The organism is Megasphaera coli (assembly GCF_900095855.1).
Taxonomy (GTDB): Bacteria; Bacillota; Negativicutes; order Veillonellales; family Megasphaeraceae; genus Megasphaera; species Megasphaera massiliensis_A.
Window position 1 is genome coordinate 906,585 of record NZ_FMIY01000002.1, and the last position, 23,260, is coordinate 929,844.

23 protein-coding genes, 1 other RNA gene and 1 pseudogene are annotated in these 23,260 nt (G+C 46.8%); 5 read left to right on the forward strand and 20 right to left on the reverse strand.

All coding sequences use genetic code 11. The features are described 5' to 3' along the window. Position 1: 1 nt before the first annotated feature. The 16 genes from BQ2674_RS04745 to BQ2674_RS04820 form a co-directional block, all read right to left on the reverse strand. Positions 2–919 carry an NAD-dependent epimerase/dehydratase family protein gene (locus tag BQ2674_RS04745; RefSeq protein ID WP_075573363.1) on the reverse strand — a complete coding sequence of 306 codons (918 nt, stop codon included), beginning with the start codon at positions 917–919 and terminating at the stop codon, positions 2–4. Positions 920–923: 4 nt separating this feature from the next. Further along, positions 924–2,000 carry a CDP-glucose 4,6-dehydratase gene (rfbG, locus tag BQ2674_RS04750; RefSeq protein WP_205407611.1) on the reverse strand — a complete coding sequence of 359 codons (1,077 nt, stop codon included), beginning with the start codon at positions 1,998–2,000 and terminating at the stop codon, positions 924–926. Beyond that, a complete protein-coding gene (rfbF, locus tag BQ2674_RS04755; protein WP_075572690.1) occupies positions 1,979–2,755 on the reverse strand; it encodes a glucose-1-phosphate cytidylyltransferase in 777 nt (258 codons plus the stop codon). Before rfbF ends, rfbG begins: the two co-directional genes overlap by 22 nt. Positions 2,756–2,780: 25 nt before the next feature. Beyond that, entirely contained in the window at positions 2,781–3,752 is a 972-nt protein-coding gene (locus tag BQ2674_RS04760; RefSeq protein ID WP_075572691.1) for a DUF4422 domain-containing protein, read from the reverse strand. A gap of 4 nt (positions 3,753–3,756) precedes the next feature. Then, positions 3,757–4,872 (reverse strand): glycosyltransferase family 8 protein, encoded by a 1,116-nt coding sequence (locus BQ2674_RS04765; RefSeq protein WP_075572692.1) that lies wholly within the window; start codon positions 4,870–4,872, stop codon positions 3,757–3,759. A 25-nt stretch (positions 4,873–4,897) separates the two neighbouring features. Beyond that, positions 4,898–5,629 (reverse strand): ABC transporter ATP-binding protein, encoded by a 732-nt coding sequence (locus BQ2674_RS04770; RefSeq protein WP_075572693.1) that lies wholly within the window; start codon positions 5,627–5,629, stop codon positions 4,898–4,900. Further along, positions 5,629–6,408 carry an ABC transporter permease gene (locus tag BQ2674_RS04775; RefSeq protein ID WP_075572694.1) on the reverse strand — a complete coding sequence of 260 codons (780 nt, stop codon included), beginning with the start codon at positions 6,406–6,408 and terminating at the stop codon, positions 5,629–5,631. Before BQ2674_RS04775 ends, BQ2674_RS04770 begins: the two co-directional genes overlap by 1 nt. A 35-nt stretch (positions 6,409–6,443) precedes the next feature. Next, positions 6,444–7,202 carry a DUF4422 domain-containing protein gene (locus BQ2674_RS04780; protein ID WP_075572695.1) on the reverse strand — a complete coding sequence of 253 codons (759 nt, stop codon included), beginning with the start codon at positions 7,200–7,202 and terminating at the stop codon, positions 6,444–6,446. Beyond that, positions 7,202–8,302, reverse strand: a complete 1,101-nt coding sequence (glf, locus tag BQ2674_RS04785) for a UDP-galactopyranose mutase (RefSeq protein ID WP_075572696.1) — start codon at positions 8,300–8,302, stop codon at positions 7,202–7,204. The genes BQ2674_RS04780 and glf overlap by 1 nt, the downstream gene beginning before the upstream one ends. Positions 8,303–8,325: 23 nt before the next feature. Further along, entirely contained in the window at positions 8,326–9,774 is a 1,449-nt protein-coding gene (gene wbaP / locus BQ2674_RS04790) for an undecaprenyl-phosphate galactose phosphotransferase WbaP (RefSeq protein ID WP_075572697.1), read from the reverse strand. 61 nt (positions 9,775–9,835) lie between these two features. Continuing rightward, the gene (locus tag BQ2674_RS04795) at positions 9,836–10,333 is read right to left on the reverse strand and encodes a methylated-DNA--[protein]-cysteine S-methyltransferase (RefSeq protein WP_075572698.1); all 498 of its coding nucleotides are present in this window, start codon (positions 10,331–10,333) and stop codon (positions 9,836–9,838) included. A gap of 17 nt (positions 10,334–10,350) precedes the next feature. Beyond that, on the reverse strand, positions 10,351–11,859 hold the full coding sequence (locus tag BQ2674_RS04800; protein WP_075572699.1) for a phosphohexomutase domain-containing protein: 1,509 nt from the start codon (positions 11,857–11,859) through the stop codon (positions 10,351–10,353). A 46-nt stretch (positions 11,860–11,905) separates the two neighbouring features. Next, positions 11,906–12,826, reverse strand: a complete 921-nt coding sequence (locus tag BQ2674_RS04805; RefSeq protein WP_075572700.1) for a transketolase family protein — start codon at positions 12,824–12,826, stop codon at positions 11,906–11,908. Continuing rightward, the gene (locus tag BQ2674_RS04810) at positions 12,826–13,644 is read right to left on the reverse strand and encodes a transketolase (protein WP_075572701.1); all 819 of its coding nucleotides are present in this window, start codon (positions 13,642–13,644) and stop codon (positions 12,826–12,828) included. The genes BQ2674_RS04805 and BQ2674_RS04810 overlap by 1 nt, the downstream gene beginning before the upstream one ends. A gap of 95 nt (positions 13,645–13,739) precedes the next feature. Next, positions 13,740–14,111, reverse strand: coding sequence for a PTS glucitol/sorbitol transporter subunit IIA (locus BQ2674_RS04815; RefSeq protein WP_075572702.1), 372 nt, complete (start codon positions 14,109–14,111; stop codon positions 13,740–13,742). Positions 14,112–14,123: 12 nt separating this feature from the next. Next, positions 14,124–15,113 carry a sugar-binding transcriptional regulator gene (locus BQ2674_RS04820; protein WP_075572703.1) on the reverse strand — a complete coding sequence of 330 codons (990 nt, stop codon included), beginning with the start codon at positions 15,111–15,113 and terminating at the stop codon, positions 14,124–14,126. Positions 15,114–15,300: 187 nt separating this feature from the next. On the opposite strand from BQ2674_RS04820, the gene BQ2674_RS08430 reads away from it, so the two are divergent. Both BQ2674_RS08430 and ssrA read left to right on the forward strand, forming a co-directional pair. Further along, positions 15,301–15,456 carry a hypothetical protein gene (locus BQ2674_RS08430; RefSeq protein ID WP_162839816.1) on the forward strand — a complete coding sequence of 52 codons (156 nt, stop codon included), beginning with the start codon at positions 15,301–15,303 and terminating at the stop codon, positions 15,454–15,456. Between the two features lie 4 nt (positions 15,457–15,460). Further along, positions 15,461–15,809, forward strand: a transfer-messenger RNA (tmRNA) gene (gene ssrA, locus BQ2674_RS04825). 65 nt (positions 15,810–15,874) lie between these two features. Here ssrA and BQ2674_RS04830 read toward each other — a convergent pair. From BQ2674_RS04830 to ispE, 4 genes are read right to left on the reverse strand one after another with little or no spacing between them, the layout of a single operon-like run. Next, positions 15,875–17,287, reverse strand: coding sequence for an FAD-binding oxidoreductase (locus BQ2674_RS04830; RefSeq protein WP_075572704.1), 1,413 nt, complete (start codon positions 17,285–17,287; stop codon positions 15,875–15,877). Positions 17,288–17,313: 26 nt separating this feature from the next. Continuing rightward, on the reverse strand, positions 17,314–17,436 hold the full coding sequence (locus BQ2674_RS08655) for a hypothetical protein (RefSeq protein ID WP_262359904.1): 123 nt from the start codon (positions 17,434–17,436) through the stop codon (positions 17,314–17,316). Between the two features lie 18 nt (positions 17,437–17,454). Next, positions 17,455–18,174 (reverse strand): GntR family transcriptional regulator, encoded by a 720-nt coding sequence (locus BQ2674_RS04835; protein WP_075572705.1) that lies wholly within the window; start codon positions 18,172–18,174, stop codon positions 17,455–17,457. 13 nt (positions 18,175–18,187) lie between these two features. Then, on the reverse strand, positions 18,188–19,036 hold the full coding sequence (gene ispE / locus BQ2674_RS04840; RefSeq protein ID WP_075572706.1) for a 4-(cytidine 5'-diphospho)-2-C-methyl-D-erythritol kinase: 849 nt from the start codon (positions 19,034–19,036) through the stop codon (positions 18,188–18,190). Between the two features lie 171 nt (positions 19,037–19,207). Between ispE and BQ2674_RS04845 the strand changes: the two genes are divergently transcribed. The 3 genes and pseudogenes from BQ2674_RS04845 to feoB all read left to right on the forward strand — a co-directional run bounded on the left by BQ2674_RS04845 (position 19,208) and on the right by feoB (position 23,044). Continuing rightward, complete coding sequence (locus BQ2674_RS04845; protein ID WP_075572707.1) at positions 19,208–20,143, forward strand: YitT family protein; 936 nt, start codon at positions 19,208–19,210, stop codon at positions 20,141–20,143. 264 nt (positions 20,144–20,407) lie between these two features. Further along, on the forward strand, positions 20,408–20,656 hold the full coding sequence (locus tag BQ2674_RS04850; protein WP_075572708.1) for a FeoA family protein: 249 nt from the start codon (positions 20,408–20,410) through the stop codon (positions 20,654–20,656). 1 nt (position 20,657) lies between these two features. Beyond that, positions 20,658–23,044, forward strand: a pseudogene (gene feoB, locus BQ2674_RS08745) (ferrous iron transport protein B). Positions 23,045–23,260 lie beyond the last annotated feature (216 nt).

Below are 23,260 nucleotides of genomic sequence, written 5' to 3' on the forward strand. Positions count from 1 at the left end.
TTTACTTACCTGCCTTTTCTAACCAAGCTCTCGTTCGTTTCGTTCCCTCAGCAAAGCTAACTTCAGCTTTAAACGTGGTATCTTTTTCTGTTTGTGTACAATCAAACACATTTAACGACAGATTAGTACCTGTAAAAGGAATATCACCAAAAATAAAGTCCAAATCCGGAGCAATGGATTTTTTCATTTCCAGCAAAAATGACTTTAACGGTTTAGCTTCTGAACTGCCAATAATATATTCATGGAAAGGTTTGCCATTTTTGCCGATCAGATAAAATGCTCTGGCAACATCGTCAATATATACAAAATCATAATTTTGCGTACCGGCAGTAAATTGCGGTGCTTCTCCATTGATACATTTTCTAATCGTTGTATTAACAAGCCTCGGACTGATCTCTCCTACACCATAGGCGTTTGTAATTTCCGCCCATACAAAATCAATCCCCAACTTTGCTGCTACAGATTTACTCATGACATGGGCAATCAATTTACCGCCGCCATAAATATAACCGAGTCCGGGCCTATTGCCTTGAGTATATGCAGCAGCCATTGTTTCATGTTCCATAATACTGCCGGCACCAACAAAGCGGGCACACCCTAATGTATGAGCCAAAGTTAAAGCATCAACAGTCCATTGGGCATTTTGTAGCTGTAATCGCGTATCGGCGCGTGCCTCTCCAGAGGTTCCAGCCCAAGCAAAATGGTAAAAGGCATCATACTTTTCCTTTGGAATATCTTCAGCTACTGCAGCTATATTTTCAATAGAAAAAGGAACATGTATCACTAAGTCCGATACAGGTATATTATTATAATGATCTACTCGATGTAATGCAAGGACATGAATTTGTTTCGATACTAAATATCTAACAACAGCACTACCTATAAAACCGTTAGCACCACTGACGATAACTCGCTTCATTATTTCACCGCCCAACATTTATAAATGCTTCTATTTGATAATCCATTTCTTCAGTAATATTACCTTTCCCCAAATACACCCGTGTCCATTCCACAATTTTTTGAACAGCTTCTTCTATATGCCATTGAGATTTCCAGCCAAATGTATTTTTGATTTTAGAAGAATCCAGTTTTAAGAAATTGGCTTCATGCGGGCCATTATCTGATTCATCAATCCAATTTAAGTCTCCCCAATATTTACAAAAAAGACTCACCAATTCACCGGTAGTTAAACAATCGCAATCATCCGGACCTACATTATACCAGCCCGATAATGACTTGTTATCATATTGCTTAGCACAAATCAATAGGTATGCAAATAAGGGCTCTAATACGTGTTGATACGGCCGAGTTGAAAACGGGTTTCTGACAATTACATTCTTCCCCATTTCAATAGCGCGAACACAATCAGGTATAATACGATCCTCCGCAAAATCGCCGCCGCCGATCACGTTACCGGCTCTGGCAGTAGAAATAGAAGCATGACCATCAGTAAAATAGCTGCTCTTATAACTATGAGTTACAAGTTCAGAACAGCTTTTAGAATTAGAATAGGGATCGAATCCATCTAACGGTTCATTTTCACGATAACCCCATTCCCACTCATTATTTTTGTACACCTTATCAGTTGTTACATTTAGAAATGACTTCACCGTATCACTATGACGAGCACATTCTAATATGTTTACTGTCCCCATAACATTGGTCTCGTAAGTATATACCGGATTAATATACCCTTCTCTAACTAACGGCTGTGCCGCCAAATGCAGTACAATCTCCGGCTGGCTGGAATCAAATGCGTCCTGCAGTGCTTCTTTATCTCGAATATCGCCAATTATATGATGAATATGATTCGAGATATCGACTAATTCAAATAAGCTGGGATTAGTTGGCGCCGGTAAACTATAGCCTGTTACGTTAGCCCCGGCATTAATTAATATACGGCTTAACCATGCACCTTTGAACCCGGTATGTCCTGTAATAAATATATTTTTACCTTTAAAAAATCCTAAATCAACCATTATTTCCCCCAAACTTTCCATGCAGCTTGGCCTCTGTTCCATAAGCCTTCTAATTTCTCACGATCGCGTAATGTATCCATACATTGCCAAAATCCATTATGTTTAAATGCCATTAACTGTCCTTCTGAAGCAATATTTTCCAACGGTTCCCGTTCAAAGGTTGTCTCATCATCTCTGATATAATTAAAAATCTCCGGCTCCAATACCATATATCCGCCGTTAATATAGCCTACATCGTTTTGACTTTTTTCACGGAATGATTTGATCGCTGTATCATCAATGTCCAAAATACCAAATCGTCCTTCAGGCTTTACGGCAGTCATTGTACAGATCTTACCATGACTTTTATGAAATTCGACTAGTTTATTAATGGGAACATCGCTGACACCATCACCATATGTTAACATAAATGTGTTGTTTTCAACATATGATTCGATTCTTTTAATCCGCCCTCCTGTCATTGTTTCTAAACCGGTATCAACAACAGTCACTTTCCAAGGCTCAGCACTACGATGATGTACGATCGTATCATTGCCCTTTGTAAAATCAAAAGTAATATCGGACGTATGAAGAAAATAATCAGCAAAATATTTTTTTATATAATCTTGTTTATATCCGGCACAAATAATAAATTCATTGAATCCATAGTAAGCATATTCTTTCATAATATGCCATAAAATAGGCATACCTCCAATTTCAATCATAGGTTTAGGCTTAAATTGAGATTCTTCACTAATACGAGTACCAAATCCACCTGCTAATAAAACGACTTTCATATCAGAACACTCCTTATCTGACTATTTATTTACCAATTAATTTGAAATAATATTTCTTAACAAAATTTCTTCGTTTTGATGCTTTAGGCAATACCATATAACATAAGGGCTCTGATATATGCTTAATTGTAAATAGTATCTGTTTTTTCATATGGTCAAACCATCTACTAGTTTCAGTATCTTCAAAATAGACCATTTGCAACTCTTTTATCTTACATGAGTCCTGTATGGATAAATAATAAATATATATGCCGTATAAAATCTCACCTAAATACCCTATAGTTCGTTCACAGTTTCCTATATATCCTGATTTACTCAGTTTATCTTCCAATACCGTCAAGACACCGAATTGGAATTCACACATATTATAGAATAATTTTCGTTTCATAATATAACAATTATATCCCCTATGCCATCGTCCGTATAAATACTCTTGTGTAGCGGCATAATATTCCGGAAATCTATCTTGTATAACACTTATCAAAATAGGCAAAACCCGCTTATCTATAAAAACCTTATCGTGAGCAGCCCAATGGCCATAGACTGTTGCTTGTTTTCCTTGAGGTGTCGGTACATTAGTAATATCTATCGCTTTATTAACAACAACATCATTTTCTTCTATGAGCTGTTTCATACGTTTACTATCCAATAAATTATATTTTTTTTCTGACCGCTCGTCCAAAAAATTTTCATTAACTTGGCCCAGCATGTCTGTAGTAAATATTTCTTTACTGAAAGATAGATACCGCCGATAATGACACAACCCATAATACCTAGACTCAATATTTTTCCAAGCCCAATATTGTACCGTAAACTCACAATAAGAATTCCGTTTATTGGAAATATTATCCCCTGTATTATCCCCTACAATTCCTGTTGCAAAAGGCGATTCTCTAAAAATTGCCCCGCAATATACAGGTATATATAGAGAGTTTGGGATCTGTACACTATTTAAATCAATACGATTCGATACAAAAATATTAATGGCCTGGCTCATAATATTACTCCCTATATGTTTTGCCTCTTATTGCAAAATACATTCTGCGTAACGCATAATATCGTTTTGTACCAACCGGAAAAATAAGCTTTACAATATTTTTCAGTTTATTTATCCTATAAGGGTTAAAAACTCGTCTGATCAATCCTGCCGTATGAACTGCTTGGTGTCTTAAAATAGAATCATTGACCTCCTTATTTACCATTTTATATAAAATTCTTTCATAAAAAGCGGTTTGTCTGGCTACCTCCCAGAAATCATTACCAAATTCTACAAAGGGATTATTCCACGGCTTGTGATCCCCGGCGTAATGAATAATATACGGCGCTTTTCTTGATTGTTGGAATGCTGCTCTAACGTCTTCCGGAGCATCATTTATAGCTTTTTCAATAACCTCGCCTTCACAAATCATATGATTCCATCTAAAATCAATTAATTTGCTTTTTCCTTCTAACAAAATATTAAATATATCTTGATCTACAACACGTAACTGATATTTATTAATATATTCAACAATAGTAGCCACATTAACGTAATCTCTGTATTTCTCAAAATCCAATAACACCAAACCGCCATTAAAACATTTATATGGGTCAGTAATACGAAGATAATCTATATAATAATAATAAGTATCGTTCATCTGTCGATCATTCAACCACCCCTGAAGAACGATATCATTTACGCCGCCGATAATTTTATCTCCCAAGTCATCAAAGTATAAATCTGCCAAATCATGTTTTGCAATCATATCACAATCCATGATAATAGCACGTTTAAAGTTCGATAATACATAAGGGGCTAACAACCCATAATAAGTTTCCTGAGACAGTCTGGTGCTATTAAGATAAAAATTTAATCCTTTCATGGTCTCAGTTACATTAAAAAATCTAATGGACACATTGCGCTTATCTTGTATCATCTTTAAAATATTAGACTTATTAATATCCGCAATCTCTCGTTCAAGAACAATGATATCATAATTATATTGATTTGACGCATATAACAAGATCGATTTAATACATACGCCTAAGTATATAGAAAATTCATCACTTGAAGATAATATAATAACGATATTATTTTGTTTAAATGCAGGTATTATCGTATTTCCTTTTATAGCCATGCTTTCAACTCCATTAGTAATTAATTTATACTTCTTTCATGTATTCCATATACTGTTCAATAACTGCAGGTGGCAAATCATCCATAACTAAATGCCCATCTCTGATCCATAATGCCCGATCACAAAAAGCTCTAATTTGTTCCATGGAATGGGAAACAATAACAATTGTCGTACCTTCTGACTTTATTTCTTGTAATTTTTTAAAACATTTCTCTTGAAAATGAATATCGCCAACCGCTAAAATTTCATCAATTAATAATATATCAGCCCTTACATTTATAGCAACAGCAAAAGCTAATCTCATGTACATACCGCTGGAATACACTCGAACCGGTTCATCGATATATTGTTCTAATTCAGAAAAACTAATAATACGTTGAAGCTTAACATCTATTTCTCTTCTCGTTAACCCGAAGATAGAAGCATTAATATATATGTTTTCCCGGCCGGTCATATCTGGATGAAAACCTGCTCCCAATTCTATTAAGCTGGCGACTCTGCCTTTCATTGAGATGCGTCCAGTATTAGGAAACATAATCCTGCTCAGCAGCTTTAACATTGTACTTTTCCCGGAACCATTCGTACCAATAAGACCGACAGCCTCTCCTTTTCTTACGGTGAAGTTGATATCATCAAGTACAACACGTCTATCATATTTATTCCGCTGCCAAAACAAGGCCCTTTCCTTTAAACTATGCCCTTTATCTTTATATACTTTAAAACTTTTACCAACATGATTGACGATTATAGAATTCATTATAATTCCTCCGCAAAGTTTCTTTTAAGTTTTGTAAAGGTATATACGCCAATGCAAAAAATAATAATGCAGAATACAAGCGAATGTGCAAGCAGCATCATGTCTGGCAATCGACCATAATATAAGATATCTCTATACGAAATAATAATAGGTGCCATCGGATTCAACGAAAATAGAAAACTATATTTTTCCGGAATCAACGATTCCGGATACATGACGGGCGTTAAGAATTGCCAGCCAAACACAATAATACTTAGAATGTGCTCCATATCGCGAATATATACAGTAACTGCCGAAATAATGAAAGCAAACCCTAATGCCAATATATACTCCATTATTGCTACAACAGGCAAAGTTAGCCAGGCAATCAAGTTAAGATTATAATTATAAAAAACAACGACAGCCAAAACGATCACAAAACAATACAGCATATTGATAAAATGACTAGTTACGACCGATAACGGCAGTACTTCTCTCGGAAAATATATTTTAGTCACTAAGTTCTGATTATAAACAATGCTCCCAATAGCGCCTAGTAAACTATTAGCAAAAAATATCCAAGGAATTAATGTTACAAACAGGAATACTTCATAGTGCTCAATTCCCATTCGCATAATACTGGAAAACACGACAGTATAAATCAACAGCTGTAGCAACGGATTAATGAAAGTCCACAAAAACCCCAACATAGACCCTTTATATCTGCCGCGTAAATCCCGTTTGACCATACTGCTGATCATTTCACGATACTGATATAATTCTTTTATCGTATCAATCATACCTCAATTTTCCCCCACTATTGTAATATTTATGACTATCTCACAACTTTTCTAACCAAAAAATATGTTATCTTTTTCAGCCAATTTTGCGGTTCTATAAAAGACACATTCTGCTCGGCATAATCAATCTTATTTTTTTCAAGCCACACGTCAAGCAGTATTTCGCTGACAAACCCGAAAACACGGGCTTCATAGGAATTGTAAGCGGATATATCTATTCGCTCTTCCAACTCCGTCAAGACCGAAAACAACCACGTACAATAAGAATCAAATAAATCCTTGCGCATGACAAACATATTAAACATATGTGCCCATGTACGGCTGCATACTAGCTCAAACGCTTCACTATAATCCGGGTACAGCATCCAAATAATACGCTCCGTCTCATCCAGTCCTTCCCTATGGTGAGCGTGGTTATAATGAGACCGGTTCGACTCGATGTAATAGTTTCGTTTATCCGCTACTACTACAGGATGCAGGGTCAAGAGATTCCGCCAATCGGCTGTCGTCAGGATCTGTGCTTTTTTGCCTTCAATACCGTGCACTTCTTTGCGTGTAAAGTAGCGGCGGTAATGTACCAGACCGAGGTAATCCGCATCAAGATTTTTCCATGCCCAATACAATCCTGTCAATTCACAATAGCCAGCATTTTTGGAAGAAATATTCTCTCCCGTATCATCGCCCGCATACCCCAGATCGCTTTTACCCGTACGCCCCACATGTATGGGGAAATATGCGGGATCATCAGGCATCCAATAGCGTTTATGCGTTGCCACCAATATATTAATATCCACTAGCTGCTCCCTAATTCTCGTTCCGCCAGATCCAATGCACCCGCAATCACTTTATCCATATCATAATACTTATATTCCGCCAAGCGTCCTCCGAAAACAGTCTTTGTTTCCGCATCGGCCAAGGCAGCATACCGTTCGTACAAAGCTCGGTTTTTATCATCATTCACCGGATAATAAGCTTCGTCACCGACCTGCCACTTTTTCGGATATTCTTTAGTCACATATGTAACGGGCTGCCGGCCGAATTCAAAATGTTTATGCTCAATGCTGCGCGTATAGGGAATATCTCCTGCCGTATAATTCACTACGGCGACGCCCTGATAATTTTCCTCGTTCAATCGTACCGTTTCAAAATGCAGCCCTCTATACTCCAAATTGCCGAAGCGATACTCAAAATATTCATCAATAGGCCCCGTATAGATAATTTTTTCCGCCAGCCCATTATATATATCACGTTCCTTTATATAGTCAACACCAAGCCGGACTTCAACATTCTCCAGCAGGCGCTCAATTAACTTGGTATATCCGCCTACGGGAATTCCCTGGTAGGGATCATCAAAATAATTATTATCATACGTATACCGAACGGGCAGGCGTTTGATAATAAAAGCCGGCAATTCCGTACATTTCCGTCCCCACTGTTTTTCCGTATACCCTTTAATGAGCTGCTCGTAAATATCCGTTCCCACCAGACTGATCGCCTGCTCTTCCAAGTTTTTCGGTTCACCCTTTATACACTGCCGCTGCCTGGTAATAATCGCTTTCGCTTCTTCGGGAGTTCGAATCCCCCACATCCGGGAAAATGTATTCATATTAAAGGGCAAATTATAGATTTTCCCCTTGTAGTTGGCAATGGGGCTGTTTATATAGTGATTGAATGAGGCGAATCGATTGACATAGTCCCATACATGCTTCATGGAGGTGTGAAAAATATGAGCACCGTAAACATGAATAGTAATGCCGTCCTTATTTTCACAGTATACATTGCCGCCTATATGATTACGTCGCTCAATTACATGACATCGTTTCCCCCGTCTGGTTATTTCATGAGCAACTATACTGCCAAACAATCCACTTCCTACAATTAGGTAGTCATACATCTAGGCTTCCATCTCCCCAACTGTTAATAAGCCCCTTTTTTATTCAACACGATAGCTATAGTCCGCCAAATCAATACAATATCAAACCATACGTTCCAATTACGAACATACCATGTATCCATTTGCACCCGTTCGTCATAGGAGACATCACTGCGACCGCTGGTCTGCCACATGCCCGTAATGCCGGGTCGAACCATGTAAAAGTCTTCAATATATTTGCCGTAACGGGAAACTTCCGCATCAATAATAGGCCGAGGGCCGACGAGGCTCATTTCTCCTTTAAGCACGTTAAAAAGCTGCGGCAACTCATCCAAGCTTGTTCTGCGTAAAAATGCCCCGCTGCTGGTAATGCGCGGATCGTTCTTTAGTTTGAATTCTTTTTCCCATTCCGCTTTTGCCTCTGCATCCTTTTCGAGGAGTTCTTTCAGTTTTACATCCGCATCAACACACATGCTGCGGAATTTATAACACGGAAATTTCTTGCCGTTGCGCCCGACTCGATAGTGTTTAAAAACAACAGGCCCCGGCGAATCTTTATATATCCAAATGGATATTAACAGAAACACCGGTAACAAGCAAATAATGCCGATACTCGTCAAAGCCAGATCTACTGCCCGTTTAATTAAGCGGTTATACCAGTGGTCTAAGTTATTCCGGATTGTAAATGTAACAATATGTCCGTCAATAAGGCTTTCCATATCCATAGTAGCCAACGGCATGGTCCCCATGTCGGGAATAAAGGAGATACGCCTTACTAAGGGCTGCAGCCGATAAACTATATTTTGAATGCCTTCGTTATTCAGTCCCGGAGCGATGACCATGATCTGCTGTACCCCCGTTGCTTTAATAACGGTTTCCGCATCGGAAAATTTCCCTAAATGAGGCATCATGGAGATAACCTTTTGTTCGGCTTTATTATCCTCCAAGTAACCTATAAAATCATAACCCAAGCCGGCATCGGTCTTTAAATAATCGAGAATAAGAGACGCCGTCTTGCCTGCACCCATAACAAGAACAGGTATCTGAAGCATATGGGTATATAAAAATATTTTTTTCATAATATACCGCATCGCCACAAGCAAGAAGAAAGACGATATCGCCATGAAAATCACAAACAGACGTGACGTAGACGCCGCCACTTGGTTCAGGTACATCAGAAAGACAAGTGAGACGACAGCATAGACATTGACATTGAATATTTTAGAAATGACCCGCCAAAACTGCATCCGCCGCGTATACAGCCCGCTAATTTGCATAAATACGATATATACGAAGGGGATAATGACGTGAAAGCTTAACCACGAAAGACGAAAATATGTCGACGAAATGAGACAATTACGCAGTGCTTCCGAAAAAAAGGCAGCCAATAAAATGGCAAAATAGTCTCCTGCAGCCAAAACTATCGGCAAAATAGTCGTGCTGTATTTATTTTTAATGGAAATTTCGGAATGTCCCTGCTGTTCCCCGGCCATATATCCTCCGATTCATCAGATTCCAAAATACTGTTACCGCAAGCTCATATACTCTGTTCTTTTAAGTCGGTTTCCATGCTCCTTCCAGCGCAAGCAGATACCTTTTCCTGTTCATACCGCCTGCATAGCCGGTCAGGCTGCCGTCACTGCCGATAACACGGTGACACGGCACGATAATGGAGATCGGGTTGTGGCCGACGGCGCCGCCGACGGCTTGGGCAGCCATCCGTTTTCCCGTCTGTGCAGCGATTTTTGCTGTAATTTCACCGTATGTAACGGTTTTTCCATACGGGATGGTACGCAAAATGTCCCACACGGCACGGCGAAAAGCCGTGCCTTCCATTTGCAGCGGTATATCCCACTGCGGTCTGCGGCCGGCGAAGTATGTGTCCAGTTGCCCGGAAACGTTTTTCAATAAAGCCGTCTCTTTTTTTACATAATCTTTGCCGAAATCGGGCGTATATGTACCGGTCTCAAACCATAAGCCCGTAAGAGCGGCGTCATTGGCAGTCAAGGTCAACGGACCGACGGGTGAATGATAAATATGTATGTATTGCACGGGGGTCTCCTTTCTCTCTACAGTAAGGCCGTCGAGTCCAAATGTTCCCATGCTTTCAACAGATCGTAAACGGCAGCTTTAATCTTCGCACAACCGCCTGCTTCCCTGCTCTCTATGTTAAGCGGCATATCGGGATCGTGCAGAGACATGCGCAGGAGTGCCCACCCTTGAGAAAAGCACAGGCGTACGCCTTCATATGACGGTGTCGCAATGGGTATGCGCGCGTCCAAGGCCGCTTTTTCCAGGCCGTCGAGGACACCGGCACCGTAAGCCTGCACGTCCGTCGTGCCCGATATGGCCAGCCTGTATTCGCACGCTTCCGCCGGCTCGCGCAGCTTCTCAATGAGGCTTGCCAGCGTTTTGCCTCTGCGCCGCGCCTTTGCCGCCGCCGTAAGAAGCTTCACCGCCAAATACGCACCGTCATCGAGGTAATAGTTTTCACTGAGCGCACCGTGACCTGACGTTTCGATGGCCAGCGGCGACATGACGAGGCTCTTATTGAGACGCATACATTCATTAATGACATTTTTGTAGCCGCGCATATAGCGATGATGTACGAGGTGAAGCTCTTCTTCCAAAAACTCCGTCAATTCGTCGGACGTAACCGAGTCCGTCACAATCGTACTCTTCGGGTAGTCCGGCGCCAAAATGGCCGCCATCATGGCGATGAGAGCATTACGGTTCACTTCCGTGCCGTCTGCAAGAACGGCGCTCATGCGGTCCACGTCGGTGTCGAAAATAAGGCCCAAATCGGCACGGTTCTTGAGGACCGCTTCTTTAACGGACGCCATGGCGGCCTTGTCCTCCGGGTTGGGAACGTGATTGGGAAACATGCCGTCAGGCTCCAAAAAGCGGCTGCCCGCCGTATCGGCACCGAGAGGCCGGAGAATGTCGGTCACAAAAAATCCGCCGGCGCCGTTACCCGCGTCAACTACGATGTGCATGCCTTCAAACGGCCGTGCCGTTTCGGGCATATTCAGTTCTTTGCAAATAAGCCGCCGCAAGTGAGCCGTATAGAGGCCCATGAGGTTATATTCCTTTACGTCGGCCGCGCCGCCCGGAACGGTCTCTTCTTTGGCGGCAATATCCAAAATTTTGGCAATATCCGCTTTTTCCAGACCTCCGTCAGGCGTAAAAAACTTCAGGCCGTTGCGGTTATATGGCAAATGGCTGGCCGTGAGCATGACGGCACCGTCCGTCTGCATTTCTTCAAAGACCGTGGACATAAACATGGCCGGCGTCGAGGCGAGACCGCAATCCATGGCCGCTACACCCTGCCCCGCCAGGCCCTGCAGAAAGGCCTCTTTCAGTTCGGGGGCGGAAATACGCGAATCGTGACCGACGGCGATTTTTAAATCGCCTGCCGCCCTGCCGCTTCTCTCCGCTAAAAAGGTCACAAAGGCACCGCCGATTTGAGCGACCCGCCGCGCCGTCAGGTTCACGGCTTCTCCCTTGACGCCTGCAACGGCTACACCGCGTATATCGCTGCCGTTCTGTAATTTTTTGTATACAGCATTATCCGTCATGGCCTCATCTCCCTTTACAGTCAAAAGGACTTCCTGTCGCACAGATCTATAATACCTTGGCCGCTTTGACTATGGCTTCCGCAGTCAGGCCGTATTTTTCCAATAAATCCTCGGGTGATCCCGATTCGCCGAAGGTATCCTGAATCCCGACAAAAGCCTGCTTTGTCGGACAGCTCCGCGCCAATACTTCGGCAACTGCCGAACCGAGACCGCCGATAACGCTGTGTTCTTCCGCCGTTATGACCTTGCCCGTCTTTCTCGCCGATGCGATGACGAGTTCTTCATCCAAGGGCTTGATCGTATGTATATTGACGACGCGCGCACTTATACCGGCGGCAGCCAATTCCCCTGCAGCCGCCAAAGCCTTGGCAACCATGATCCCCGTCGCGAAAATCGTCACGTCGCCGCCGTCGCGCAGAAGTTCACCTTTCCCCCATTTAAAAGCATAGTCGTCGCCGTGAATATCTTCCACTTCGGCACGGCCGAGGCGCACATAGACGGGACCGGCATGATCGACAGCCGCACAAACGGCGGCTGCCGCTTCTTTGGCATCGGCCGGATTGATGACCGTCATATTCGGCAAGGTCCGCATGAGCGATATATCTTCTACAGCCTGATGACTGCCCCCGTCGGCACCGACCGTAAGGCCTGCATGGGTGGCGCAGATTTTTACATTCAAATTAGGATAGCATATGGAATTGCGTATCTGCTCAAAGGCTCTGCCCGCAGCAAAAACGGCGAAGGTGCTGGCAACAGGAATTTTACCGGCTGCCGCAAAGCCTGCGGCCGTACCCATCATGTCCTGTTCGGAAATTCCCATGTTAAAATACCGTTCCGGCGCCACCTCTTTAAAGGCTGCGGACTTCGTGGCATTGCCAAGATCCGCTTCCAGGACGACGACATTCGGATTCTTATATAAAGTCGACTTCAGCACCTGACCGTATGCCGCTCTCGTTGCCGTTCCCATTACGCTTCACCTCCCAATTCACGAACCGCCAGAGCGCATTGCTCCTCATTCGGCGCCTTGCCGTGCCAACCGACCTGATTTTCCATAAAGGAAACGCCCTTCCCCTTCACCGTTTCCGCAACAATGACCGTCGGTTTGCCCACGGCCGCCTTGGCTGCCGTCAAAGCGCCGCGAATGGCGTCATAGTCGTGCCCGTCGATTTCAACGGTGTTCCAGCCGAAGGCCCTGAATTTTTCCGCAATGGGCATGACCGACATAACCTCATCATTCGTGCCGTCAATCTGCAATTTATTATGATCTACAAAGACGGTCAAATTATCCAACTTATAATGACCTGCCGACATGGCGGCTTCCCAAATCTGCCCTTCCTGGAGCTCACCGTCACCGCAGACGGCATAAACGCGCCGCGCAGACTTGTCCAACTTGGCTGCCAAAGCCATGCCGTTTGCCGCTGAAAGCCCCTGTCCCAGAGAGCCCGTAGACATGTCGACGCCGGGTGTATGTTTCATATCGGGATGGCCTTGGAGCATGGCACCGCACTGCCGCAAATGCCACAGCTCTTCTTCCGGAAAATATCCTTTCTCCGCAAGCGTCGCGTAAAGAGCCGGCGCCGCGTGTCCCTTGGAGAGGACAAACCGGTCTCTGTCGGGCGCATCGGGCCGGGCGGCATCCACATTCATCGTCTCAAAGTAAAGGACCTGCAATATATCCGTAACCGACAAAGACCCGCCGGGATGGCCGGACTTCGCTACGGTCAGCATTTTCACTATATTTCGGCGCACATGGGCCGCATGCTTTGCCAAATCTTCGTTTTTCATTTTCTTCTCCCCTTTTTATGGCCTGCCGCATATTACAGCATACAGAAAAATAACCGTGCCGTAAAGAAAAGATCTATGCCGTTTTCTAATGCGCCCTAATATATTTCTATAGTCTTGCCGGCTTGTACATCTCGGGGCAATAATTTTTCTTCACCTGCCGCCATAATGCAGCCGGGCCGCTGCGCTTCACTGCCGCCCGTAAAGCACAGCGTACAGTGTCCCAGTTCGCTCAAAGACTGCAACGCCGTGCTGCCGACAGCCGTAACGGTAAATACTTTGCCGCAAATGACAAGCATATCGCCGGCGGCGATCGTCGGGGAACAGACTTTTTGTTTTTGCAGCACTGCGATTTCCGAAAGCTCCGGCGGTACATGCTTGTCAAACAAAATAAGGGACTCTGAACCGGGATCGGTCAAAAAACGCAGCGCTTCCGTCCCGAAGCCGACTATTTCGGCATAATATTTCATTCTCAAGACTCCTCAGTCATCGTTTTCCGGCGTTTCCTCATAGGCAAGAAGCCCCGTCGCACAGGAAACATCCGTAATGAGCGTATTGATGTAACCGCCCCGAACGGCGCCGATAACGGCTTCCACCTTGCCGCTGCCGCCGACGACGCCGATGCGCCGCGGCACGTTGCGCAAATCCGCCAGTGTCATGCCCGCCACGTGCTCGTTGTGCGATGTGAACCGCTCCGTCCGGCCGTGTATGTCAAAATATTGCAGGCCGATGTCGCCGACGGCGCCGCGGGCCGAGAAATCTTGTAAAATGGTTTCGTCAATATACTTCATCTTAATGACCGTCGAGTAGTCGCCCTGCGGTACGCCTATACTCATGACGACGGCGTCCAAGTGCTCAAAGAGCGAGAATATACGGGCAATGGACGGCTCCCGTTTAAAGCCGCGCAGAACATTGGCGTCCGAAAAGACGGCCGGTGCGTAAAAGGGCACGTAGTCGGCACGAAAACGCTTGGCAAATTCCGCGGCCAAGCTGTTGGCGTGAAGTTCCAAATAAGTTTCGCCGACGCCGCCCAAAACGGGAATAAAACGGCAGTGTACGGCCTTATCAACAGTATAGTCCGCGTGCGCAATATTATGCAGCGTAAGGCCCAGGGTCACGCCCACATCATCGCCGTCCTTGAGGACCCGTTCCAAGTAGGACAGCGCCGTCGTGCCCATGAGGCTGCTGATGTGTTCCGTTGCGACCGCAACGGGCCGATCTTCCACGACGATGACCTCCTGCAGGCCGAAGCGCGCCTCCAGCCGCCGTTCCAAATCGCCGTATTCCGGCGCAAAGGGGTCGACCACTTCAATTTTGACAATTCCCCGGTCCCGTCCCATTTTCAATAAGCGTGAAACCGTCGGCCTGGACACGCCCAATATATCACAAATTTCCTGCTGGCCGAGATTCTCCCTGTAGTATAAAATACAGCTTTTGACGAGAAGTCTCTTGTCGTCAATGATTTTTCTCACGAGGACACCTCTTTTGCATAAGTAAGATAGTTTTATTATACACCGCTTGCACGGATAACACCATGTATGCCGCATATCTTTACAATTCCGAAAATGTATGATAATCTGACGATACCGGTTGTTCGGTAATAAGGTATTATTTCAGGTGTACTCATGGAGGACATCTGTCTTTAACAAGGATAAGGCTATGGCAGATATAAAGAAAGTAATCAACGAAAAGAAAGAGGCGCTCCGCCAAATATGCAAGGGATTCACATCAAACAACACGGGCGGATGCTGCGGCGTCAGCCTGCCGCCGGAAGAGCAGGCCGAATTGAAGCGCCTGAAAGAAGGCAAAACGTAAGCACGGGGATGTAAAGGTTTCGACGTGCGCAGTTGTATCATGAACAGCGAGCCGGGGTTTCATCTGCCCGTAAAACGGTGAACCTTAAATTAAACGCAAAAGAAAATAATTTTGCTTTAGCCGCCTAAGGGCAGCTAACGTCTCTTACCGTTATTCCTGCGGGCAGTAGGAGACGTCACTAAGCAGGATACCGAGCGGTTGTGCCCGACAACCGCTTTGGGAACTCGACGGGCTGGATCGGTCCGGTTTGTCCTTGTACGAAAACCGATTGAGACGCCGAACAAGGTCTGCGCTCGGAGAGGTTCATGGGGCAGTGCGTACGGACAGGAGTTCGACTCTCCTCATCTCCACCAAAATATAAAGGGGACATCAGGAAAAACGTCTTGATGTCCCTTATTTTTATGTTTACCGGTACATTTTACATTTCTTTTGACGACTCAAAATCCATTACCTTGCCGGGATTTAAAATCCGGTTCGGATCGATGGCTCTTTTTATGGTCTTCATCAATTCCAGTTCGACCGGGTCCGTATATTTTTCCATATATTTGAGCCGCTTCAGGCCGATGCCGTGCTCGCCGGATAACCGGCCGCCCAGGCTGTAGACATACGGGTATGCGACGGCGCGGAAAGCCTCCGTCTGTCTTTCCCATTCGTCATCGCTCATATCACCCTTGAGGATTTGGAAGTGCAGGTTGCCGTCACCTGCATGGGCAAGGCAGAAGATGCGAAAATCGTACTTTCGGCTTTCCGCCGCTAAGTGCCGAATACACTCGGCGATGCGCACGACCGGTACGACCAGGTCTTCCGACGTGGCGACTTTGGAAAAGGCACGCGTACTTTCGAGGCAATTGCGCCTCACCTTCCAGACGCGCTCGTCCGCTTCGACCACGTCCGTTGCGCCGCAGGCCTCACAAATAGAAGCGAGCTTTTCCATTTTTTCGTCAAGCTCCGCCTCGTTAAAAGTTTCAATCGTAATAATATCGTAAAACCCGTCTTCATAATGAGGCAGGCGCACTTCACTGTAATCGGAAGCGCTGCGCACGAAATTATTATCCATAAATTCGACGGATGTCGGATTTATACCTGCCTTGACGAGCGGCGGCACGAGAGCCGTCGCCGCCGCAAGGTTCGTAAAGACGGCGAGCACGTCGATGTGATACGGGCAGAGGGGAACGAGCTTTACGGTCGCCTTCGTAATGATGCCGAGTGTCCCTTCACTGCCGATGATCAGCTGTTCGAGGCAAAAGCCGGTGGAACACTTTTTGAGGACGCCGCCGAGATTCGTTATCTTTCCGTTCGGCAAAACGACCTCTACGGCATAGACCTGATGACGCGTCGTGCCGTAACGAACGGCCTTATTCCCACCGGCATTGGTGGCAAGATTGCCGCCGATGAGACAGCTGTCGGCACTGCACGGGTCGCCTGCATACAGGAGCCCTTTCGAGCGGGCCAGGTTCTGTATATCTCCTGTGCGCACGCCCGCCTCAACGGTCATGTACATGCCCTCTTCATTCAGCTCCAAAATTTTATTCAGCCGTTCCATGAGCAGAACAATACCGCCATATGCAGGAACGGCACCGCAGCTGACACTTGTACCGGCACTGCGCGGCGTAACGGGTACTTTACAACGGTTGGCGATTTTCATGACCGCCGCCACTTCTTGAGCCGATGCCGGCAGGACGACGGCTTCCGGTAAGCTCCAAAAAGACGGCGTCATGCTTTCATCTTTTTTATATACCTCCAATACGGCCGGCTCCGTTTTTACATATTTTTGACCGACCGCTTCCTGCAGAGCCCGTATGACCTCTGCCGTTACAGGATTATATTGCACCGTCCGCACCTCACGAAATTATTATTTTATAATTGGCCCATGAAAAAGGCGATAATAAGACGTACGACAATTAAGAGGATAACGCCTTTCGACACAAGTGCCAAAAAGCGTTCAAATCCGTCTTCTTCGCTGTATCTTTGATATTCCATACTCTCTTTCTCCTTCTGTCAGTGGGGAAACAGCTCATGCACGAGGCGAGCCGACGTTTCGTCCTGATTGATGCCCATGATCAGCGTCCGTTCCGAGTTTTCCATATGCTTTTTGGCAATTTTCCGGGCCTGCGTGCTGTTGCGGTTGGCAATACATTCGACAAGTTGCCGATGCTCTTCCCACGTCGCCGCCAGTCTGCCCGGATAATGCATGGAAATGGAGCGAAAACGCAGCATTTGCTCGCGCAGATTGCGGAGAATGTCGACGAGGCGGTTGTTGCGGCTCGCCTTATAGAGGATACCGTGGAAGCGAATGTCCGCATCGACTATCTTGTCAAAGTCATCACGCGCAATATAGTCGTTAATTTCCACGAGAATCCGTTCCAGCTCTTCCAGCTCGTCCGGCGTAATGCGCTCCGCCGCAAGGCCGGCGGCCAATTCCTCCAGGGCACTGCGGATTTCAAAGACCTGCACGACGTCTTTTAAGGAAATGTCGGCCACGTACGTACCGCGGCGCGGCACCATGACGACGAAGCCTTCAAGCTCCAGCTTACGAATGGCTTCCCGTATGGGCGTACGGCTTACGCCGAGCTCGTCGGCGAGCTGAATTTCCATAAGCCGTTCTCCCGGCTGCAGGACACCTTCACGAATAGCCTGCCGCAGCGCTTCGCTGACGACATCACGCAGGGGCTTATACGTATCCAGCCTGATCGGTTCCAATTTATGCTGCTTGTTCACTCTCTATCCCTCTCTATTGCAAAGTCGTCAAAATGACTTCCGTCGTTTTCGTTTCGTTTTCTATGGCTGCCGCCAGCTCCTCGCCGTCCGTATCGGACGGAACGAGAGCAAAGACGGTCGGCCCGCTGCCCGTCATAAGCGGCCGCAGTCCGCGGCGCCTGAGGAGGTTCATACACTCTCCTACAGCCGGCACGTGCGGCATAATGAGTGTTTCAAAGGTATTGCTCATGGCGTCGCACACGCGTGTAAAGGACTTGGACGCGACGGCTGCGGTCATCTCGCCTACATCCGTCCCGGCAAGGCCGCTTGCCTTATCGAAGAGAACGTATGCCTTATCCGTGTGCACGGACACGGGCGGATGAAGGATAATTACCTGCCACTGCGGCAAAGGCGCAAGGGGCACGAGAATTTCACCGATGCCGCCGGCGCGGGCAATGCCGCCGTTAATGCAAAAAGGGACGTCCGCCCCCAAGGCCCTGCCGATTTTCCGCAATGTATCGGGCGACAAACCCAGTTTCCAGAGGCGGTTCAAACCGCGCAGGACGGCGGCACAGTCCGCACTGCCTCCGGCAAGACCTGCCGCCACGGGAATATGTTTGTCAATATGAATGTGTAACGGCCGCGGCCCGTCGCAAAAGGGCAAAAGGGCCGTATATGCTTTGTAGGCCAGGTTCGTCTCGTCACAGACAAGATCGTTGCGCGAACAGGTGAGGCGAAATGTTTGACTCGCCTCGAATAAAATGTCATCATGAAGAGAGACGGACTGGTAGACCGTATCCACTTCATGGTACCCGTCAGGCCGCCGTCCCAATATATTCATGGCCAGGTTTATTTTGCCGTACGCTTTTTCGGAGTGTATCATCACACCTCGCCGCGAAGAGGGCTTTGTGCTTTTATCATTTACTTATAAATTTCCCTCATGCTATAATGAATTCATATTAATTCAGCATTATCATGAATTGCTATGGATATTCCTGTTTATTATACTGGTTTCTCCAAGCTTTTACAATCATCATAAAGGACAGTCCCCGTAATGAAACAAAAGGAAAAACTCACGAAAAAACAGTTGGCTACACCGTACATAGCCAATCTCATAGGCAGCATCATCGCCGCCGTCGGCATCAACGCCTTCTTTATCCCCCATCACCTCTTGAGCAGCGGTATCGGCGGCATCGCCATTATGGTCTACTATGCGACGGGCCTTCCCGTCGGCACGGGCAACTTTATCATGAACATACCGATCCTCTTCGCCTGTTATAAGTTCATGGGCAGGCGTTATACGGTATTAACGATTGTGGGGACCTTTCTCTATTCGTCTCTCATCGACATGACCGCCTTTCTGGCCAATCAATCGATCATTCAGGATTCCATGACGGCAGCTATCACCGGCGGTATCCTCAACGGTATCGGCATGGGTATTATTTACCGCTATAACGGCAACACGGGCGGCCTCGACGTGGTCGGCGCCATTGTGAAAAAGTTCTATTCCCTCGAAATGGGCAATGTCGTCATGGGCCTGAACACGTTTATCCTCATCTTTGCGGCATACATGTTTAATTTGGAACTGGCCGTATTGACATTCATTTCCTCGTATGTATCGGCTTTCGTGACCAATAAGGTCGTCATCGGCCTCAATCAGCGCAAAGCCGTCACTATCGTCTCCAACCGGCCGGAGCAGATGGCACGCGTCATTATGCGTTACATCGGGCACGGCGTCACCTTTATTGAAGGCAAGGGCGCCTATACGATGCAGGACAAGCAGATTATTTACGCCGTCATCAAGCTGACGGAAGTATCCAAGTTAAAAGAAATCGTCAATAAAGTCGACCCGAAAGCCTTCATGACCATCAGCGACGCATCGGATGTATTCGGCACGGGTTTTACGAAGCCGTCGCCTAAATTTTATGAAAATCCCGGCGATTCCCTGAGTATGCCGCGAACGAAAAAATCCATTCCCCCCGAATATTAATTTTGTGCAACAGTTTCTCATCAATTAGTATGCGACCGCCTCATGCAACACTGCCGTACGGCCTTTCATGAGGCGGTTCTTTTTATACTGCCGGATTCATCTGTTATATGAGTTTAAAATAACGGTCAATCCATTTATGTTGACATAGAAATATGACTCCTATATACTTTACCGGATAATGAATGTTATTATCGTGCCGTAAATGCCGATATCCTTTAATCATGGCATTCACGGCGAAACGGAGCGTAATCAGGGAGGCATAACATGAACATCAGAAGATTGGCAGACATGGAAGCGGGCGCTTCCGGTACTGTCGAAAAGCTCGAAGGACACGGCAACATCCAGCACCGGCTGGTCGATATGGGCGTCGTAAAGGGCTCTCATATTTCGGTAGTCAAAACGGCGCCTTTAGGTGATCCCGTAGAGGTAAAAGTAAAGGGCTGTGCGTTGGCTCTGCGAAAAAATGAAGCGGCTATGATCAGTGTAGCCGTCGACGGGGAGGAAAACTGTTAAAATGAATTCAAACAAAACTGTACGAATCGCCCTGGCAGGCAATCCGAACTGCGGCAAGACCACGATCTTCAACAACATTACAGGCGCCAAACAGCACGTCGGCAACTATCCGGGAGTTACGGTAGAAAAAAAAGAAGGCCACCGGTCGTACAACGGCGAAGATCTTCTTTTTATCGATCTGCCGGGTACATACAGCCTGACGGCCCGTTCCCTCGACGAAGTGGTGGCTCGGAATGTTATTATCAACGATAAGCCGGATCTGATCGTCAATGTACTCGACGCGTCCAATCTGAACGCAACCTTTACTTGGCAGCTCAGCTCGCCGAATTGGGCAGGCCTGTAGTCCTGGCGCTCAATATGATGGATATTGCCGAGCGGATGAATGTCAAAATCGACTTGGAGAAGCTCGGCGAAAAACTCGGTGCCGTCGTCGTTCCTCTCGTAGGCAGCAAAAATATCGGTACGGACCGGCTGCTTGCCGTCGTCATTGATGAAGAACGCCTGAGCAAGCTCAAGAATCCGCAGATCTTCTACGGTCCGGTGGTGGAACCGGCGATCACGGCATTAACGAAGGTCATTGAAGAATCCGGCAATATCAATTATCCGCTCCGCTGGCTGGCAGTCAAGCTCCTTGAAAACGACAGCGATGTCGTCGAAAAGGTTCAAGCTGTCGACGGTGCCGAAAAGATACTCGAAGAAGCTTCCCGGCTGCGGGCCGGGTTGAAAGATAAGGTGGATCTTGATTTCCACTTCGCGCAGTATCGCCATCAATTTGCCGTTGAAGCATACAACGCCGCCGTCGTCTCCGCCGGCACGAGCGATACTCTTTCCGACAGGATAGACCGGGTCCTGACGCACAAGATCCTGGGTCTGCCTATATTCCTGTTCTTTATGTGGCTTATGTTCACGGTCGTTATCGACTTGGGCGCTTATCCGCAGGATTGGCTGGAAACGGGCTTCGGCATGCTCGGCGACCGGCTCGGCACGATCATCGAAGACGAACAGCTTCGCTCTCTCGTCGTGGACGGCGCCATCGGCGGTGTCGGTGCGGTTCTCAGCTTTGTACCGCTCATCGTCCTTTTGTACTTTTTCATCAGCCTTATTGAAGACTCGGGCTATATGGCGCGTGCGGCCTTCCTGATCGACCGTATCATGCGGGCCTTCGGTCTCCACGGCAAGTCTTTTATCCCCATGATCCTCGGCTTCGGCTGTAATGTACCGGGAATCATGGCCGCACGCACCTTGGATAATGAAAGGGACCGCATGGTCACGATCCTGGGCCTGCCCTTCATGTCCTGCGGCGCCCGCCTGCCGGTATACACACTGTTTATCGCGGCCTTTTTCGGCTCGACGGGATTCGGCGGCACCGTGCTCTTCGGCATGTACCTGCTCGGCATCGTCGTGGCAATCGCTATTGCGCTCATCCTGCGCCGTACGGAATTTAAAGGCGAGCAGGAGCCGTTCGTCATGGAGCTGCCGCCTTACCATGTACCGACTGTCAAAGGCGTACTCATGCACATGTGGGAACGTACAGTTCTTTACTTGAAAAAAGCCGGTACGATCATTCTCGGCGCTTCCATCCTCGTTTGGTTCCTCACGGCCTACCCGATGGACGTAGATTATTCGCAGGACTTCGACGCCGCAAAGGATGCCGTAACGGCCACGTTGGAAAAGCGGCAGTCGGCGCTCCTCACCTCGTACGGACTGACCTCCATCGAAGACAACGCACGGCTGAGCAGCATGTATGAATCCATGATCAGCGCACAAAAAGAAGCCGATGACGCGGCAGACGACGAAGATCAGGACATTAAAAATGTCAAGCAGGCACAGGAAGCGGAAGATAAACCGGAATATCCCGATGCCTTTGCCGGCCTCAAGCAGTCCGACCCGAACGTCTATGCGCAGGCGCTTCCCCTCTTTGATGCGCAAAAGGCTGCCGATGACGCGATAAGTGACTTGGATTCGCAGCAAAAGGCTGAAAAATTATCACAAAGCTACGCCGCCCGTCTCGGCCGGTTCATCGAGCCGGCAATCAAACCGCTCGGATTCGACTGGAAGATCGGCGTAGGCATCATTGCCTGCACGGCTGCAAAAGAGGTCATGGTCTCTACGCTGGCCACCATTTACAGTGTAGAAGCGGACGATAAGCACGAAGCAAACCTCGTCACCTATCTTGCCGACGACCCCAGCTTCAACCGGGCCGTCGCTCTTTCACTAATGGTATTTTGCCTCCTCTACATGCCTTGTGTAGCCGCACTGGCCGTTATCAAGCGTGAAACGAACTCCTGGAAATGGATGGGCTTCTCTGCAGGCCTGGGACTTACCTTGGCTTATGTATTCTCCTTTGTTGTATACCACTTGGCTCTTCTTGCAGGATTAGGCGCATAAGAGTTCTTCAGATTCGGGCATTATGCAAAAACCGCAGTGCCCAATACGGAAAGAAGGCGATCAGCATGACCCCGGCAACATATATTATAGGGATCGTAATCATCATTGCCGCCGTATACATGTTCAGACACATACGCGGCCTGTTCAAAGGAACATCAGGCTGCTCCTGCTGTAACGGCGACGATTGTTGCTCCTCGAAAAAACAAAAAACCTCGG